Annotated in this window: 15 protein-coding genes; 11 read left to right on the forward strand and 4 right to left on the reverse strand. The window is 73.0% G+C overall.

Annotated features, from left to right (window positions below):
• Positions 1–868 precede the first annotated feature (868 nt).
• The 7 genes from BM093_RS07925 (at position 869) to pqqE (ending at position 6,387) form a co-directional block, all read left to right on the forward strand.
• A complete protein-coding gene (locus tag BM093_RS07925) occupies positions 869–1,333 on the forward strand; it encodes an MSMEG_3727 family PQQ-associated protein (RefSeq protein WP_093339591.1) in 465 nt (154 codons plus the stop codon).
• Positions 1,334–1,345: 12 nt separating this feature from the next.
• Positions 1,346–3,034, forward strand: coding sequence for a PQQ-dependent dehydrogenase, methanol/ethanol family (locus BM093_RS07930; RefSeq protein ID WP_093339595.1), 1,689 nt, complete (start codon positions 1,346–1,348; stop codon positions 3,032–3,034).
• A 91-nt stretch (positions 3,035–3,125) separates the two neighbouring features.
• The gene (gene pqqA, locus BM093_RS07935) at positions 3,126–3,218 is read left to right on the forward strand and encodes a pyrroloquinoline quinone precursor peptide PqqA (protein ID WP_093339598.1); all 93 of its coding nucleotides are present in this window, start codon (positions 3,126–3,128) and stop codon (positions 3,216–3,218) included.
• Positions 3,219–3,299: 81 nt separating this feature from the next.
• Positions 3,300–4,223, forward strand: a complete 924-nt coding sequence (pqqB, locus tag BM093_RS07940) for a pyrroloquinoline quinone biosynthesis protein PqqB (RefSeq protein ID WP_093339603.1) — start codon at positions 3,300–3,302, stop codon at positions 4,221–4,223.
• Positions 4,224–4,227: 4 nt separating this feature from the next.
• A complete protein-coding gene (gene pqqC, locus BM093_RS07945; RefSeq protein WP_177238330.1) occupies positions 4,228–4,944 on the forward strand; it encodes a pyrroloquinoline-quinone synthase PqqC in 717 nt (238 codons plus the stop codon).
• The gene (gene pqqD / locus BM093_RS07950) at positions 4,931–5,275 is read left to right on the forward strand and encodes a pyrroloquinoline quinone biosynthesis peptide chaperone PqqD (protein ID WP_245773365.1); all 345 of its coding nucleotides are present in this window, start codon (positions 4,931–4,933) and stop codon (positions 5,273–5,275) included. The genes pqqC and pqqD overlap by 14 nt, the downstream gene beginning before the upstream one ends.
• Positions 5,272–6,387 carry a pyrroloquinoline quinone biosynthesis protein PqqE gene (pqqE, locus tag BM093_RS07955; RefSeq protein ID WP_245773366.1) on the forward strand — a complete coding sequence of 372 codons (1,116 nt, stop codon included), beginning with the start codon at positions 5,272–5,274 and terminating at the stop codon, positions 6,385–6,387. Before pqqD ends, pqqE begins: the two co-directional genes overlap by 4 nt.
• A gap of 38 nt (positions 6,388–6,425) precedes the next feature.
• Here the strand turns inward: pqqE and BM093_RS07960 are convergent, their stop codons facing one another.
• Positions 6,426–7,457: a sodium:calcium antiporter gene (locus tag BM093_RS07960; protein ID WP_093339613.1), complete on the reverse strand. Its 1,032-nt coding sequence runs from the start codon at positions 7,455–7,457 to the stop codon at positions 6,426–6,428.
• Positions 7,458–7,712: 255 nt separating this feature from the next.
• Positions 7,713–8,330, reverse strand: coding sequence for an SMI1/KNR4 family protein (locus BM093_RS07965; RefSeq protein WP_177238331.1), 618 nt, complete (start codon positions 8,328–8,330; stop codon positions 7,713–7,715).
• Positions 8,331–8,530: 200 nt separating this feature from the next.
• On the opposite strand from BM093_RS07965, the gene BM093_RS07970 reads away from it, so the two are divergent.
• Together BM093_RS07970 and BM093_RS07975 are read left to right on the forward strand one after the other, a co-directional pair.
• On the forward strand, positions 8,531–8,908 hold the full coding sequence (locus tag BM093_RS07970; RefSeq protein WP_093339623.1) for an FKBP-type peptidyl-prolyl cis-trans isomerase: 378 nt from the start codon (positions 8,531–8,533) through the stop codon (positions 8,906–8,908).
• Positions 8,909–8,930: 22 nt separating this feature from the next.
• Entirely contained in the window at positions 8,931–9,488 is a 558-nt protein-coding gene (locus BM093_RS07975; RefSeq protein WP_093339628.1) for a metallophosphoesterase family protein, read from the forward strand.
• Positions 9,489–9,504: 16 nt separating this feature from the next.
• On the opposite strand, the gene BM093_RS07980 is transcribed toward BM093_RS07975, so the two are convergent.
• Positions 9,505–10,599: a TerC/Alx family metal homeostasis membrane protein gene (locus BM093_RS07980; protein ID WP_093340086.1), complete on the reverse strand. Its 1,095-nt coding sequence runs from the start codon at positions 10,597–10,599 to the stop codon at positions 9,505–9,507.
• 345 nt (positions 10,600–10,944) lie between these two features.
• Here BM093_RS07980 and BM093_RS07990 point away from each other — a divergent pair, with 345 nt between their 5' ends.
• On the forward strand, positions 10,945–14,556 hold the full coding sequence (locus BM093_RS07990) for an ATP-binding cassette domain-containing protein (RefSeq protein WP_245773367.1): 3,612 nt from the start codon (positions 10,945–10,947) through the stop codon (positions 14,554–14,556).
• The gene (locus tag BM093_RS07995) at positions 14,553–15,461 is read left to right on the forward strand and encodes an ABC transporter permease (RefSeq protein WP_245773368.1); all 909 of its coding nucleotides are present in this window, start codon (positions 14,553–14,555) and stop codon (positions 15,459–15,461) included. Before BM093_RS07990 ends, BM093_RS07995 begins: the two co-directional genes overlap by 4 nt.
• A gap of 36 nt (positions 15,462–15,497) precedes the next feature.
• Here the strand turns inward: BM093_RS07995 and BM093_RS08000 are convergent, their stop codons facing one another.
• A complete protein-coding gene (locus BM093_RS08000) occupies positions 15,498–16,697 on the reverse strand; it encodes a GAF domain-containing protein (protein ID WP_093340088.1) in 1,200 nt (399 codons plus the stop codon).
• Positions 16,698–16,762: the final 65 nt, after the last annotated feature.

Raw genomic sequence — 16,762 nt, forward strand, 5'->3', positions numbered from 1 at the left:
ACGGTCCCGCAACGGGATCTGCGACCGTGTCCCGCTCGCGACGAAACACATGTTTCCCGGGTGGGTCTCGGAAACAGGTGTTTCATTCCGGCTCGCCGGGCATGCGGCACCCACCCGGAATGTGCACATGGCCCCCGCAGACGGCGCCGCAACGCACGACCCGCGACACCACCGGCTCCCCGGAACGATCACCGCGACCGGGAGTACCGCACGTCACAGCGTCGGACCGCTGCGTGACCACGCGGTCACCCGTTGCACGACCACCCCCCGGGAAATGACCCTCGGAGCATTCGCCGACGACGTCGACAAACTGCCCGTAATCGCGTCGCAAGAATTGACGGGCCCCCGTTGTCGTCGTGCCCGAGAAATTGCAGAGAAGTTCTGAGAACCGTTGTGGAGCTCCGTCCGGAACGGAATTCATCGGACATCCCGCCCGGTCACGACGTTCCGGACGAAGCGCCGCGCCACGGACCCGCGACGCCGGTCACGCACGCGCGCGGAGCCACTCGCCCTCGCGCCCGTCCCGGAGGACTCCCCCGCGGGTCGGACCACACAGACACCGCTGACCAGCAAGATCATGCTCCTCCTACCGGAAAGGCGAGGTACCCCGGCAGGCGGACCCTCGGCGTACCGACCCTCGGACGACCCGGCCGGACCGGCACGGCGACACCCGGTCCCCGTGCGGCGCACGAGGACCGGGACCCCGCAGGGGCGCCCGCCCGGCGCGCCCCGGATCGGGGGCCCGCACATCACAACCCGATCAGTGATCCTTCTCGGAAATTGCTCCGTTGCCGGACTTGACGTCCCATGAACACGATGTGAAAGTGATCACCAACCGCCGACGAATTGTGCTCGGGAGGATGTGTCAATGACGACCGCAGAAAGTGATCGAGCGGCGGAGTACGCCGCGGCAGGCCTGGACGGCCAGAACCGGACAGCACTCGGCCGGTTACTCGGGACCGGCCGCATCGGCTACGTCGAGGAGGACGCCGACGGCACGATGCGCGCCGAGATCCGGATCCCGGAGGACGAGCTGCGCTACGACCCCGCGATCCTGATCCTTCCGCACGGCGGCGACCTCGTGCTCACGCTCTACAACGACGACAAGAACACCCACTGCGCGGTGCTGCCCAGCAACGGAGACCCGAAGTTCATCTGGCTGGTCAACCACGCCAAGGGCACGGCGTCGATCAGCCTCGACGGCCCCGGCACCTACTGGTACGGCTCCACCAGCGGTAACGACGAGGGCCGTGGCCTGGTCGGAGCGATCGTCATCGGCGGAGAAGTCCCCGACCACGCCAAGCTCGACCGTCCCCCGCAGCCGCGTCCGTAGGAAGGAGCAGAGATGACCGACTACGTCGACGCCGGCGAGGCCATCCCGTTCGCACAGCTCAGCAACGTCAAGGGCAGCGCCCCGGCCACGACCAACGTGGACTACGAGCGCATCAAGGCCGCCGCCTCGGAGCCCGAGAACTGGCTCACCTACTACGGCACCTACGACGGCCAGCGGTACAGCACGCTCGACCAGATCAACAAGGACAACGTCCGGCGGCTGAGCCCGGCGTGGGTGTTCCAGGCCGGCGCGGTCGGCATGCAGTCCGGCGCGTCGACCTACTCGTTCGAGGCGTCACCGATCGTCGTCGAGGGCGTCATGTACGTCTCCGGCCCGGACGGCCGGGTCTGGGCCATCGACGCGAAGACCGGCGAGGAGCTCTGGCGCTACAAGCACGCCTCCCCGTACGACGTCTCGCTGTGCTGCGGGAACGTGAACCGGGGCGTGGCCGTGGGCCACGGCAAGGTCTACATGTACACGCTCAACGCGCACCTGATCGCGCTCGACGCGACGACCGGGCAGGTCGTGTGGGACACCGTCAACGGTGACGTCCGGGCCGGCGAGAGCGGGTCGGTCGCACCGCTGATCGTCAAGGACATGGTGATCTGCGGCAGCGCGGGCGGGGAGTTCGGCGTCCGCGGGCACCTCGACGCCTTCGACGCCCACACCGGCGAGCGCCGCTGGCGCTGCTACACGGTGCCGAAGCCCGGTGAGCCCGGCTCGGAGACCTGGCCGGACGACGGCGAGGCGTGGCAGCGCGGCGGGGCGAACTGCTGGGTGACCCCGACGTACGACCCGGAGCTGGAGCTGCTCTACCAGGGCACCGGCAACCCGGCACCGGACTTCGACGGCGCCGTACGCCCCGGCGACAACCTCTACACCGACTGCACCATCGCGGTGGACGTGAACACCGGGGAGATCCGCTGGCACTACCAGTTCACCCCGCACGACCTGTGGGACTACGACTCCACGATGGAGAACCTGCTGTTCGACGCACCGGACGGGCGCAAGCTGCTCGCCCACGCGGACAAGAACGGCTACTTCTTCGTCCTGGACCGCACCAACGGTGAGCTCGTCCGGGTCTTCCCCTTCGTCGACCGGATCACCTGGGGTGAGATCACCCCGGACGGCAAGGTCACGCCGAAGATCTATCCGGACGAGGAGGGCGTCCCGGTGCACTTCTGGCCGGGGCCGGCCGGGGGCAAGGAATGGACACACATGTCCTACAACCCCCAGACCGGACTGATCTACATCCCGGTGCAGGAGGTCGGGGCGACGGCGACCCGCCGGCGTCGCGAGTTCAAGGAGTCGATCCCGTACTGGGGCGCGGGCGTCGCCGTGGACATCGAGGACTACTACGGCTTCGTGAGCGCCGTCGACCCGCTGACCGGCGAGGAGAAGTGGCGCTGGCGCAACGAGTACCCGATGTGCGCCTCGACGCTCACCACGGCGGGCGGGCTCGTGTTCCAGGGCACGCCGACCGGCGAGTTCGTGGCCCTGGACGCCCAGACCGGCGAGAAGCTGTGGTCGTTCCAGTGCGGCAGCGGGCACCACTCCAGCCCCACGCCGTTCAGCGTCGACGGCCGCCAGTACATCGCCGTGCCGACCGGCTGGGGCGGCTGGATCGAGGGGTTCCTGCCCGGCCTGCTCGGGGCCGCCGCGGGCGACGCGCTGTTCTGCTTCGCGCTCCCGGAGGACTGAGCCCGCCGCATGGCGGCACGCCGCCCGACCAGCAGCTGACGCCGGGACGGCACCGGATCGGCGGACCACCACAGAAGGGAGGTGAACGCCCGTGGAGTCGACCACCACGTGGGAGGCGCCCGAGTTCGAGGAGATCGGTTGCGCGCCCGAGGTGACGATGTACATCGCCCGCACCGAGGCGTGACGAGGTGAGCTGCAGGGGCGCCGGACGACCCGTCCGGCGCCCCTGCGCCGTCCGGTGACGGAGCGGCGACGGAGGAGGAGCATGAGGCTGCAGGTACTCGGGTCGGCGGCCGGTGGCGGCTTCCCGCAGTGGAACTGCGGATGTCCGGGCTGCCGGGCGGTGCGGGACGGCACCCGTCCCGCGACACCCCGCACCCAGTCGTCGATCGCGATCACCGCGGGCGACGGGTGGTGGCTGGTCAACGCCTCCCCGGACGTCCGCACCCAGCTCGCCGCGACCCCCGCGCTGCACCCGACCGGGGACCGCACCACCCCGCTGCGCGGCGTCCTGCTCACCGACGCCGAGATCGACCATTCACTGGGCCTGGTGCTGCTGCGCGAGGGCGGCGGGGTGCACCTGCACGCCACCGCCGCGACCGAGCGCACGCTGCGGGACGGCACCGGGCTGTTGCCGACCCTGGAGCGGTTCTGCCCGGTGACCTGGACCCCGGTCGAGCCTGGGGTGGAGACCGCGCTGGGCGCGGGGCTGACCTACCGGGCCTTCGACGTCCCGACGGGCAAGCACGACCGGTTCGGCGCCCAGAGGAGCGCGGGCGGAACGAGCATCAGCCCCGCCGGGGGCTCGGGCCGGGTCGTCGGCTACCGGTTCACCGACACCACCACCGGCCGCGTCGCCGTCTACCTGCCCGGCGTGCAGCAGCTGACCCCCGCCGTGCTCGACGAGATCCGCGGCGCGGACCTGCTCCTGGTCGACGGCACCACCTGGTACGACGACGAGCTGGTGCGGCTCGGGCTCGCGGCGAAGACCGCGCACGAGATGGGACACCTGCACGTCGGCGGTCCCGGTGGCAGTCTGGAGGTGCTGGGCCGGCTGGGCCTGCCCCGCATCGTCTACGTCCACATCAACAACACCAACCCGATCCTGCTGGACGACTCCGACGAGCGCGCCGAGGTCGAGAAGGCCGGCTTCGAGGTGGCCGCCGACGGACTGGAGCTGGAGGTCTGACGTCGTGACCGCACTCACCGATCGAGCCGGTGCCCCGGCGGGCGAGCTGGTGGACCGCCTGCGCGCCCACGCCCGCGACTACCACAGCGCACACCCGTTCCACCTGCGGATGAACGCCGGCACGCTGACCCCGGACCAGATCCGCGGCTGGGTCGCCAACCGGTTCGCCTACCAGGAGGCGATCCCGGTCAAGGACGCCGCCATCCTGTCGAACTGCCCCGACGTGACCGTCCGCCGCCGGTGGATCCGGCGGATCACCGATCACGACGGAGCCCCCGACGACACCGGCCCCGAGCAGAGCGGGGGCATCGAGGCGTGGCTGCGGCTCGGCGAGGCGTGCGGGCTGACCCGCGCGGAGATCCTCGACCACCGGCACCTGCAGCCGGGCGTCCGGTTCGCCGTCGACGCCTACGTCACCTTCGCCCGCACGAAGCCGTGGGTGGAGGCGGTGGCGTCCTCGCTCACCGAGCTGTTCGCCCCCGACCTGATGGCGGAGCGGCTCGCCGCGTTCGAGAAGTACTACACCTGGATCGAGCCCGACGGGCTGCAGTACTTCCGCAACCGGCTGTTCCAGGCGCCGCGGGACTCCGAGCACGCGCTCGAGGTCGTCGTCGAGCACTGCCGGACCGCCGAGCAGCAGGACGCGGCCGTGGCCGCGTTGTCCTTCAAGTGCGACGTCCTGTGGGCCATCATGGATGCGATCGACCATGCCTACACGTGAGGCCACCGGCGCGGCGGTTCCCGCGCCGCGCGGCGTGCCGGGGGGCGCGATGCGCGAGATCCACGGAGACACCCGGCCCCGGCTGGGGCAGTACGTCCGGATGCGGCCGGACCGGGCGACCGGCGGCTACGTCCTGCTCGGACCGGAGACGGTCGTCGTGCTCAACCAGACCGGGCACGCGGTGCTGCGGCTGTGCGACGGCGAACGGACCGTCGACGAGATCGTGGCCTCGCTCGTCGCCGGGTTCGAGGACGCCGACGAGCCGACCGTCCGCGGTCAGGTGCACGACTACCTGACCCGGCTGGCGGACCGGAACCTGGTGGCGCTGTGACCGACACCGTGACCGGTACCCCGCAGCCGGCCGCGCCCCGCCCGTTCGGGCTGCTCGCCGAGCTCACCTACCGATGCCCGCTGGCGTGCGCTTACTGCTCCAACCCGATCGAGCTGGCCCGTTACGACGACGAGCTCGACACCGCCGAGTGGCAGCGGGTGTTCACCGAGGCCGCCGATCTCGGTGTGCTGCAGTGCCACCTCTCCGGTGGCGAACCGCTGCTGCGCCGGGACCTGCCCGAGCTGGTGCGCACGGCGAACGAGCTGGGCATGTACACGAACCTGGTCACCAGTGCGATCGGGTTGTCCCGGTCGCGGGCCGCGGGTCTGCGCGATGCCGGGCTGGACCACGTGCAGGTCAGCGTGCAGGCCGACGAGCCGGCCACGTCGGACCGGATCGCCGGGATCCGCTCGTTCGAGCGCAAGGTCGCGGCCTGCCGGCTGGTCCGCGAGCTGGGCTGGCCGTTGACCGTCAACGTGGTGCTGCACCGGCAGAACATCGACCGGGTGGCCGCGATCCTGGACCTGGTCGAGGAGCTGCAGGCCGACCGGGTGGAGCTGGCGAACACCCAGTACTACGGCTGGGCCTGGAAGAACCGCACGGCCCTGCTGCCGTCCCGGGAGCAGCTCGACCGCGCCGAGGAGGTCGTCACCGCCGCCCGGGAGCGGCTGCGCGGCCGGATGGAGGTCGTGCACGTCCTGCCGGACTACTACAGCCGGTACCCCAAGCCGTGCATGGGCGGCTGGGCGGAGCGGCAGCTGACCGTCGCACCGGACGGGGACGCGCTCCCCTGCCCCGCCGCGCAGACGCTGCCGCTGCCCCGGGCCTCGGTCCGGGAGGCCTCGCTGGCCGCGATCTGGACCGAGCACCCGCTGTTCACCGCGTACCGCGGCGACAGCTGGATGCAGGACCCGTGCCGCACCTGCGACCGCAAGGACCTCGACCTGGGAGGCTGCCGCTGCCAGGCATTCCAGCTGACCGGCGACGCCGCGGCCACCGACCCGGTCTGCCACCTCTCCCCCGCCCACGACCTCGTCGAGGCGGCCGTCGAGACGGCGAACCGGCCGGGCCCGGTGGACGTGGAACTGGTGCCGCGGCTCCGCCACCTGTGAGTGGATTTCACGGTCAGGACCGTGAAATCCACTCACGGTCAATCGTCATCGGCGGGCACCACACCGAAGACCACGAAGCTGACGACCCAGTACAGGATGTAGGCGACCAGCAGCACGACGCCGTGCCAGCGGCGCAGGCGTCCGGTCCACAGTGCGTAGGTCGAGAATCCGATCAGCAGCACGAGCGCGGGCAGGTGCCAGACGAAGACGTCCTCGGTCACCTCGATCTCGCCACCGGCCAGCACGATGATCCCGAGCTTGGCCGTCACCGAGAACACGACCGAGCCGATCACGTTGCCGATACCGATCAGCGGCGCACCGCGGCGGGCCGGTTCGACGGTGAGGAAGATGTCCTCCAGCGTCAGCACCAGGGTCGCGATGGTCGCACCGAACACCGTGCCGGCGATCCCGAAGTCCTCGAGGATCCCCTCGGTCCCCTCGGTCATCACCCAGGCACCGATGATCAGACCGATCAGCGACAGGATCGCGAGCCCCATCAGCGCCCAGCCGGGCAGGTGCCGCTTGGACGTGATCGGGATGTCGCCGGTGCGGGAGAGGTCGTCGGACTGGGTCCCGCCCCCGCCGCCGGTGCCGGCGTGCTCCATCACCTCGGTGTCGCGGAACACCGCGACGGCGCGGCTGCGCTCGCGCACGGCCACATAGGCGACGAACGCGACGAACAGAGCGATCAGCAGGATCGCGAGGCCGACACCGACCTCACCGGCGAACGCCAGTCCCACCAGGACCAGCGGGGAGATCGCGAACAGCACCAGGTAGTCGCGGGGTACGTCCACCCGGCACGGCACGATCAATGCGGCCAGCGCGAGCACCACGCCGACCATCGAGATGACGGTGCCGAAGACGACGCCGAGCGCGACCTCCTCCATGCCCTCCAGGTTCAGTGCCACGCCGAAGACGAGGTCGTCGAACTCGATCCCGGTGAAGATCACTGCGAGCAGGAACACCGATATCGCGAGGCCACGCGCGGCACCGACCAGATACGTGATCAGCTTCTCGGCGCAGTAGATCAGCAGCGCGGCGCCGGCGGCGAATATGAGGATCGACATCATCGTCGGTCGCGACCTCCTCGTCGCCGCACCGCCCGGACCAGCTCGAACGCGCTCGGCGAACTCGTGGCGTACAGGATGGTGGCACCACGAATCCGGAGTCGCCCGGCCGGGAATCGTGGCGGAACCATATGCTCCCAAACATGTGTTACGGATGACAGAGTTGATTTCCGGTGCACTTCGGAGCACGATGTCGGGTTCGCCGTGATACGCACCACACAGTCGTCTGTGGACGTCCGATCCGGACACCGGACCGGGTCAACGCAGCTGCGGCAGGTCCCAGAACACGTACGCGGATCCGCCGGCGTCCGCGGGCACCGGTAGTGCGGACCCCGCCAATCGGTGCAGGTAGTCGGTGACCCCGCGTCCGACGCGGCGGCGCTCGTCCTCGTCCGGCCCGGCGACGACGATCTGCCCGGCGTCCCCGCCGGGCTCCGGCACGGTGTCGACCGCCAGGGCGTTCCCCCCACCGTCGACGGCCAGCGGCCACCAGCCCGGGTCCCAGTACCGGGCGCGCATCGGGTCGCCGTCGCGGACCGTGACGTCGTCGTGCCCGACGGCGTCGATGACGTCCAGCCAGCCGCGGTACTGCACGGCCGCCTCGGGCACCGGCAACATCCGGTAGGTCGCCGGGAACAGGCTGGTCACCCGTTCCGGTACGCGGCCGGGTGCCGAGCGGTGGTCGTCCCACTGGCCGTCGCAGACCAGGTAGAGCGCGCGCAGCTCGGGCGGGAACGGACGGCCGAACGTCGACTCGGCGGTGGCGACGACACCGTGATCGGCCGGCGGTCGCGCGTTCGCCGATGCGGGGAACCCGGCGGCATCGAGAGCGGCAAGCCAGGCGGCCCAGGCGGCGGGAACGGCGGATGCGGTCACGCCACGCAGCCTGGCACGAACCGGGGGGTGAACCGGCCGGATCGGGGACGACCGGCCCGGCCCGCGAGCGGCGCGGTCCGCGAGCAGCCCAGCCTGCGCGCCGGGGTCAGGGTCCGGCGCGTCCCCGCCGGACGGCTCTGGCAGGGTCGCACGGGACAGCCGACCGAGGGTCGGGCATCCCCTCCACTGGGAGCACCATCGTGACCGCACCGCAGAAGCCCGCCGTCGAGGTCGTCGACGGCCCGCTGCCCACCGACCTCGTGACCGAGGACCTCTCCGTCGGCGACGGCCAGGAGGCCAAGCCCGGCGACAACGTCGCCGTGCACTACGTGGGTGTCTCCCAGTCCACCGGCCGGGAGTTCGACAACTCCTACGACCGCGGTCAGCCGCTGCGCTTCGGCCTGGGCGCCGGCCAGGTCATCTCCGGCTGGGACACCGGGGTCACCGGCATGAAGGTCGGCGGCCGACGCCGGCTCGTCATCCCGCCGCACCTGGGCTACGGCGCCCGCGGCGCCGGTGGCGTCATCGCGCCGAACGAGACGCTGATCTTCGTCGTCGACCTGGTCGGCGTGGCCTGAGGGAGCCACGGGCGGGACCTCCATGCCGAGCTCGCTCCTGCTGATCTCCGACACCCACCACCCGGCCCGGGGCGGCGCCCACGAGGGCGGCCTTCCCGCGTCGGTGTGGGACGCGGTGGACGACGCCGACGTCGTCGTGCACGCCGGGGACTGGTGCACCACCGACCTCCTCGACCGGGTCGAGGCGCGCGCGGCGCGGCTGGTCGGCTGCTGGGGCAACAACGACGGCGCCGACCTGCGCGCCCGGCTGCCCGGTACGGCCCGGGTGGTGATCGACGGCGTCCGGCTCGCGGTGACCCACGAGACCGGCCCCACGCGCGGCCGGGAGGGGCGGGCCCGGCGCGCGCACCCGGACACCGACCTGCTGGTCTTCGGGCACTCGCACATCCCGTGGGACTCCGCGGTGGACGGGCTGCGCCTGCTCAACCCCGGTTCGCCGACCGACCGGCGCCGGATGCCCACCCACACCTGGATGACCCTCACCCTCGACGACGGCCGGATCGACGACGTCGTCCTGCACCATCTCGAGCCCCAGCTCGATACCCACCACCTCGGGGCCGGCCCTCCCCGGCACGACTGACCGGGCGGGCGCCGGGCTACTCCTTCGGCGGAGCGGGCGCGTGGTGGTCGGCCTGCTCGTCCTCGGCCGCGAGCCGCGCGGCCTCGTCCTTGGACCGGGCCAGCGGCGGCGCGGTGATCGCGCTGCTCTGCTCGGCCAGCTCCGGTTTGATCCGCACCGCGACCAGGCTCGCGATCGTGGTGACCGCGAGGACACCGATGATGACGCTCAGCGAGATGCCGATCCCGATGTCCGGCACGGGCAGCGGTTCGCCACCGTTGAGGAACGGCAGGTCGTTCTCGTGCAGCGCGTGCAGCGCGAGCTTGACGCCGATGAAGGCGAGCAGCACCGCCAGGCCGTAGGACAGGAACACCAGCTTGTTGAGCAGGCCGCCGAGCAGGAAGTAGAGCTGGCGCAGGCCCATCAGCGCGAACGCGTTCGCGGTGAAGACCAGGTAGGCCTCCTGGGTGAGGCCGAAGATCGCCGGGATCGAGTCGAGGGCGAACATGATGTCGGTGACGCCGATCGCGATCATCACGATCAGCATCGGGGTCACCCAGCGCTTCCCGTCGATCTTCACGATGGTCTTGGCGCCCTGGTAGTCGTCGGTGACCGGGAGGACCCGGCGGACGAGCCGGAGCACCCGGCCCTCCTCCCATTCCTCCTCCTCGCCACCGGCGGCCTGCTTGACCAGCGAGATCGCGGTGTAGACCAGGAAGGCCGCGAACAGGTAGAAGACCCAGCTGAAGCGGTCGATCACCGCGGCCCCGGCCGCGATGAAGATGCTGCGCATGAGCAGGGCGATCACGATGCCGACCAGCAGCACACGGTGCTGGTGGATCACCGGCACCTTGAAGGCCGACATGATGATCAGGAAGACGAACAGGTTGTCGACCGAGAGCGAGTACTCGGTGAGGTACCCGGCGAAGAACTCGCCGGCGTAGGTCCCGCCGGCGACGAACCACAGACCCACCCCGAACGCGACGGCCAGCGCCACGTAGAACGCGACCCACCGGGTCACCTCGCCCAGGGTCACGGCGTGCGGCTTGTGGTCGTTGAGCCACAGATCGGCACCGATGACGAGGACGAATCCGGCGATCGTCACGAGCCAGACCCACAGGGGCACGTTCACGTAGTTCCTCCAGACCAGGGACAGCATCCGTTGGCCCGAGGTCTCTCCCGCCACGGCGCCCTGGTCTCCGGGCGCCCGGCGTGGCCGGTGGTGCCGGGCCCGGCCGGGAACCACGCTCCCGCCGGAATCCGTGCTGACGACACCACCGCGGTCGGGATACTCCCCTGCGGTGCGTCTGAAGTGTCCACCCCCGGGCGTTGTGTGGCGAGACAGGGGTGACCGACGGCACCGGGGAACGACCCGAACGGTGGTGTCGTCCGCCCGATTTGCCCGTTGTGGACGGTCGGGGCCACGCGGACCGGGGCGCGGCGGCACGGCTGCGGCGATCTGCGTAGTTTCGACGGGGTGCACGTTCCTTCCCGGGTCCGCCGGTCCCCCGGCCCGCTGGTCGCGCTGCTCCTCGCCGGGCTGCTGGTCCCCGGGCTGCTCGTCGGATCGGCGCCTGCCGCGTTCGCGGCCGCCGACGACGGGTCCGTGGCCGTCACCGACGAGCGGGTCGCGGTGCCGGCCGGCCCGGGTGAGCCGGGGACGGTGGAGCTCGACACGGCGCTGTACGTCCCGGCGTCGGCGACCGACCGGACCCCGGCACCCGCGGTGCTGGTGGCGCACGGGTTCGGTGGGGACAGGCAGTCCGTGGACCGGGACGCCCGCGAGCTCGCCGACCGGGGCTACGTCGTGCAGACCTGGACGGCCCGGGGGTTCGGTACCTCCGGCGGGACGATCGGGCTGAACGACCCTGACCGGGAGGTCGCCGACGCGTCCCGGTTGCTCGACCGGCTCGCCCAGCGACCCGAGGTGCAGCGCGACGGCGAGGGCGACCCACGGGCGGGCGTGACCGGCGGGTCCTACGGCGGCGGGCTCGCCCTGCTGCTCGCCGGCCACGACGACCGGGTCGACGCGATCGCGCCGTTGATCACCTGGAACGACCTGGGTCAGGCGCTGTTCCCGAACAACGCGGTCCCCGCCGGGACCCCGCTGCCCGCCACCCCGGCCGTCGGCGCGGACGCACCGGACGGGGTGTTCAAGAGCGGCTGGGCCGGGGTGTTCTTCGGCTCCGGCGGCCGGGTCGCCGGAGGCGGGGCGGGCTCCGGGGGTTCCGGCTCGGCGGAGTCCGGGGCGGACGAGTCCGGTGGCGGCTCGGGCGGCGGGCTCGGTGGTGGGGCCGGAAGCGACGAGGCCGGTGCGGGCGGCGCTCCCGGCGGGGCCGGGGCCGCCGAGCCGGGTGCCGCCGACGACCCCGGTGCCACCGACGGTGCTGGCGTCACCGACGCCGGTCCGGCGGGCGGCGGTCAGGCGGGCGGCGGTGCCGCAGGCGCGGACCCGGCGGACGGCGGCGTGCCCGCGGTCGCGGCCGGGCCGGACGGACCCGGGCCGGCGACACCCGGTCCCGATGCCTCGGCGACACCGACCGGCGCTGCAGGGTCCAGCGCGGCGAGGCCCGACGCAGCAGGGTCCGACGCAACCGGGTCCGGCGCAGCAGCGTCCGATGCGGCCGGGTCCGGCGCAGCAGCGTCCGATGCGGCCGGGGCCGGCGCGGCAGTGGCCGGCGGGGCCGTGGCCGGCGCGGCAGCACCCGGCGGGGCCGGGGCCGGCGCAGCAGGGCCCCGCGCGGCAGGGTCCGACGCCGCAGGCGCAACCGGGACCGGAGCTCCCGGGACCGCGGCTCCCGCCGCCCCGGCCGCACCCGTACCAGGGCGGCCGCTGACCTGTGGACGGTTCGCTCCCGACGTCTGCGCCGCCTACACCGAGGCGGCCCGCAGCGGCCGGGTCTCCCCCGAGCTGGCCGACCTGCTGCGCCGCTCCTCCCCCGCGACGGTCACCGACCGGATCACCGCGCCGACGCTGCTCGTCCAGGGCGAGCAGGACACCCTGTTCGGGCTCGACCAGGCCGACGCCAACGCCCGCCAGATCGCCGCGGACGGCACCCCCGTCTCGGTGCTGTGGTTCGCCGGCGGGCACGACGGCGGGGCGGCCGGCACCGACGTGCGGGCCCAGATCGGTGACTGGTTCGACCAGCACCTGCGCGGGCTGCCGGCCACCGGCGACGAGGCCGGTCCGGCGGCCGCCACCCCGTTCGCCTACCAGGTGCGCAGCACCGTCCGCACCCGCGGCGACACCCCGACCGGACGCACCGTCCTCGCCGACGGCTATCCCGGGCTCACCGCCCCGCCGGTCGCCCCCACGCCGGTCCCGGTGGCGGGCGGGGAGCAGACGGTCGTGCACCCGGCGGGCGGCAACCCGGCGGCGATCACCTCGCTGCCCGGCCTCGGCTCGGCCCTCGGATCGCTGGGCTCGCTCGGTGCGGTGTCCGGTCTCGCCGCACCCGGGCAGTCCGCGCGGTTCGTGTCCGAGCCGCTGGCCGAGGCGATGCAGCCCTCCGGCGCTCCCCGGGTCACCGCGCGGATCGCCCGGGTCCCGGGCCAGCCCGCTCCCGAGACGGCGGTGCTGTTCGCCTCGGTCACCGCGCTGTCCCCGGACGGGCGCAGCACGCTGCTCGGGAACGCGGTCGCCCCGCTGCGGGTGGCCGTTCCCGCCGACGGGAGCCCGGCCGAGGTGACGGTGACGCTGCCGGGCGTCGTCGCACCAGTCACCGCGGGCAGCCGGCTGCTCGTCCAGCTCGCCACGACCGACCAGGCCTACGACTCCGGCGCCGCGCCTGCCGTGTGGCGGGTCGGTCTCACCGAGCCGACGCTGTCGGTCCCGCAGGTCCCCGGTCGTACGGAGTCGGCCTCCACCGTGCCGCTGTGGCCGGTGGTCGGCATCGCCGGCGTGCTCGCCGCGGCGCTGCTGCTGTGGCTGGTGACCCGGCTCCGGGCCCGGCGCGCCGGCCCGGGAGACACCGGGCCCGGCTCCGACCCCGGGGTGCCGCTGGAGGTCCGTGCGCTCGCCAAGACCTACCGCAACGGGTTCCGCGCCGTCTCCGAGGTCTCGTTCACCGTCCCCCGCGGTGCGGTACTGGGCCTGCTCGGTCCGAACGGTGCCGGGAAGACCACGGTCCTGCGCATGTTGATGGGCCTGATCTCGCCGACGTCCGGCGAGATGCGGGCGTTCGGCAGCCCGATCCGGCCGGGTGCGGCGGTGCTGTCCCGGATCGGCGCGTTCGTGGAGGGCCCCGGGTTCCTGCCGCACCTGTCCGGTGCGGAGAACCTGCGGCTGTACTGGCAGGCCACCGGACGGCCGCCCGGCCAGGCGCGGATGGCCGAGACCCTGGAGATCGCCGGTCTCGGGGACTCGGTGCACCGCAAGGTCGGTACGTACTCCCAGGGCATGCGTCAGCGGCTCGCTATCGCGCAGGCGATGCTGGGGCTGCCCGAGCTGCTGATCCTCGACGAGCCCACCAACGGCCTGGACCCGCCCCAGATCCACGCGATGCGGGAGCTGCTGCGCCGCTACGCCTCCGCCGGGCGGACCGTGCTGGTCTCGAGCCATCTGCTGTCCGAGGTGGAGCAGACCTGCACCGACGTCGTCGTCATGCACCGGGGCACGGTCGTCGCGGACGGGACGGTCGCGGAGCTCACCGCGTCCGGCGGCGGCTCGTCGTTCACCGTCGACGCGATCGACCGGGCCGCCGAGGTGCTGGCCGGGCTGGACGGCGTCACCGACGTGGTGACCGAGCGGAGCGCAGGCGGAGCGAGCATCGACACCGAGCGGAGCGCAGGCGGAGCGAACATCGACACCGAGCGGAGCGCAGGCGGAGCGAACATCAGCACCGAGCGGAGCGCAGGCGGAGCGAGCATCAGCACCGAGCGGAGCGCAGGCGCAGCGAGCGCGGGCCCCGCTGACGGGCCGGGTGTGGTGCACGCCCATCTCGACGGCACCGGCCGGGCCGAGGCCGTCGCCGCCCTGGTCGGCGCGGGTGTCGCGGTCAGCGCCGCGGGCCCGCGCGGCCGTCTCGAGGACGCGTTCCTGGAACTGGTCGGCCCGGAGGGGCGCGACGTGAGTGGGAGTGGATCGTGAGTACCGACGACGACCGCCAGCTGTCCACCCGGCGCGGACACGTCGGTGACCTCGTCACCGGGGAGGCGGCGCCCCCGGCCCGGCCGGAGCGGACGCTGCCGTTACGGACCGAGCTGGTCCGCCAGCTCGAGCGGCGGCGCACGCAGGTGGCGTTCGCGCTCGTCGTGGCGATGCCGATCATCCTGTGGGCGGCGTTCTCCCTTGGCGGCGACGACGACGGCGGCCGCGCGAGCGGGCCCAGCCTCGTCGACCTGGCCTCGGGCAGCGCCACCAACTTCGCGGTGTTCACCCTGTTCGCCTCGGCGAGCTTCCTGCTCGTGGTGCTGGTGGCGCTGTTCTTCGGGGACACGGTGGCGTCCGAGGCGTCCTGGTCGTCGTTGCGCTACCTGCTCGCGATCCCGGTGCCCCGGGCCCGGCTGGTCCGGCAGAAGGCCGTCATCGCCGGGCTGCTGTCGGTCGCGGCGTTGCTGCTGCTCCCGGTCGCCTCGCTGGTGGTCGGGACGATCGCCTACGGCACCGGGGACCTGGTGTCGCCGATCGGTGAGTCGCTGCCGTTCTGGACGGCGGTGGGCCGGGTGATGCTCGGTGCGCTCTACGTGATCGTCCAGCTGAGCTGGGTCGCCGGGCTGGCGCTGCTGCTCTCGGTGAGCACCGACGCCCCGCTGGGGGCGGTCGGCGGGGCGGTGATGGCGTCGATCGTCTCGCAGATCATCGACCAGATCGACGATCTCGGCGTGGTCCGGAACTTCCTGCCCACCCACTACGCCGATGCCTGGTCGGCGCTGCTGGCCCGCGACGTCGACTGGGCGGAGATGACCTACGGGGCGTTCTCGGCGGTCTGCTACGCGACAGCGTTCCTGGCCGCGGCCGCGTGGCGGTTCACCCGCAAGGACATCACCAGCTGACGCCGGCGGCGCCGCCCGGGCCGGACGCGCAGCCGGTCAGCCCCGGCGGACGGCGGCGAGCCCCGGCGCGGTGGACTCGCGGACGATCCGGCTCTCCCGGACCCCGCTCAGGTCCACCTCGACCTCCGGGGCGATCCGGTACGGCCGGGCCAGCAGGATCCCGCCGAGGTGGCGGCGCAGCCGGGACATCTCCGCGCGGACGGTGACCAGGTGCGCCCGGTCGCCGTAGAGCCCGTCGGACAGTGCGGCGGCGTCGAGCCCGGACGCACCTGCCCGGGCCAGCAGCACCAGGATCTCCGCGTGCCGCGTCGACAGCGGGTGCACCCAGCGCGAGGAGCCCTCGACGACGGCGTTCGGCGGTCGCCCGCCCAGATCCAGGTGCAGCCGCATCCGTGGGGAGCCCCCGGCCTGTGCGGGGCGCAGCAACCAGCCACCCGGAACCGGCTCCGGGAGACACGTCCCGAGGCCGTGGACCGCGAGGAGCCGGTCGGCCGCCGGGGCGGCGACCCGCTCGATGCCGGGGAGTCCGGCGGCGGCCGCGACCCAGCCGTGGTCGTCGACGACCAGCCCGGGGCCGGAGGTCCGCGCCAGCATCGGGGACCCGATCGTGCGCAGCATGTCGAGCCGCGCCTCGTGGCGCCGCCACAGGCCGGCCTCGGCGAGCCGGACCGCGGTGCTGACCAGCGCCACCGTCGTCGGGTGGACCGTCTCGGCGGGCCCGGAGAGGTCGACGACGCCGAGCAGCTCACCGCTGCGCGGGTCGTGCACCGGCGCCGCCGAGCACGTCCAGCCGTGGTGGCTGCGGACGAAGTGCTCGGCGGAGAAGATCTGGACCGGGCCGCCCTCGGCGAGCGCGGTGCCGATCGCGTTGGTACCGACCGAGCACTCCGACCAGTCCGCTCCCTCGGTGAACCCGAGGGCGTCGGCGCGCCGCCGGACCGCCGTCGAGCCCTCCCGCCACAGCAGCACGCCGTCGGCATCGGTCACGACCATGACGTGCCGGGCGTCCTCGGCGACCGAGGTCAGCGCCGTGCGCAGCTCGGGCAGGACGCCGACGAGCGGCGAGCCGGCCCGCCGCTGCTCGACGGCACCGGCGTCGAGCGGGCCGGGCGGATCCCCGGCGTCGGGATCGACCCCCTGGGCCCGCACCCGGTCCCAGGACCGCGCCACGAGTCCGCGCGCCCGGTCGGGGGCCGCGTCGCCGGAGAGCACCGCCTCGTGCAGCCGGGAGAGCATGCGGGCGTGCCGACCGAGGTCGGTGCCCGGACGCACCGCGCAGATGCTCGCCCGGTCCCGGGCTT

The organism is Pseudonocardia ammonioxydans, assembly GCF_900115005.1.
In the GTDB taxonomy this organism is placed as follows: domain Bacteria; phylum Actinomycetota; class Actinomycetes; order Mycobacteriales; family Pseudonocardiaceae; genus Pseudonocardia; species Pseudonocardia ammonioxydans.

Excerpts from the sequence above, each read along its gene's own strand:
- BM093_RS07925 (WP_093339591.1), top strand. The coding sequence starts at position 869 with ATGACGACCGCAGAAAGTGATCGAGCGGCGGAGTACGCCGCGGCAGGC.
- BM093_RS07930 (WP_093339595.1), top strand. The coding sequence starts at position 1,346 with ATGACCGACTACGTCGACGCCGGCGAGGCCATCCCGTTCGCACAGCTC.
- BM093_RS07975 (WP_093339628.1), top strand. The coding sequence starts at position 8,931 with ATGCCGAGCTCGCTCCTGCTGATCTCCGACACCCACCACCCGGCCCGG.
- pqqB (WP_093339603.1), top strand. The coding sequence starts at position 3,300 with ATGAGGCTGCAGGTACTCGGGTCGGCGGCCGGTGGCGGCTTCCCGCAG.
- BM093_RS07960 (WP_093339613.1), bottom strand. The coding sequence starts at position 7,457 with ATGATGTCGATCCTCATATTCGCCGCCGGCGCCGCGCTGCTGATCTAC.
- BM093_RS08000 (WP_093340088.1), bottom strand. The coding sequence starts at position 16,697 with ATGCTCTCCCGGCTGCACGAGGCGGTGCTCTCCGGCGACGCGGCCCCC.
- pqqD (WP_245773365.1), top strand. The coding sequence starts at position 4,931 with ATGCCTACACGTGAGGCCACCGGCGCGGCGGTTCCCGCGCCGCGCGGC.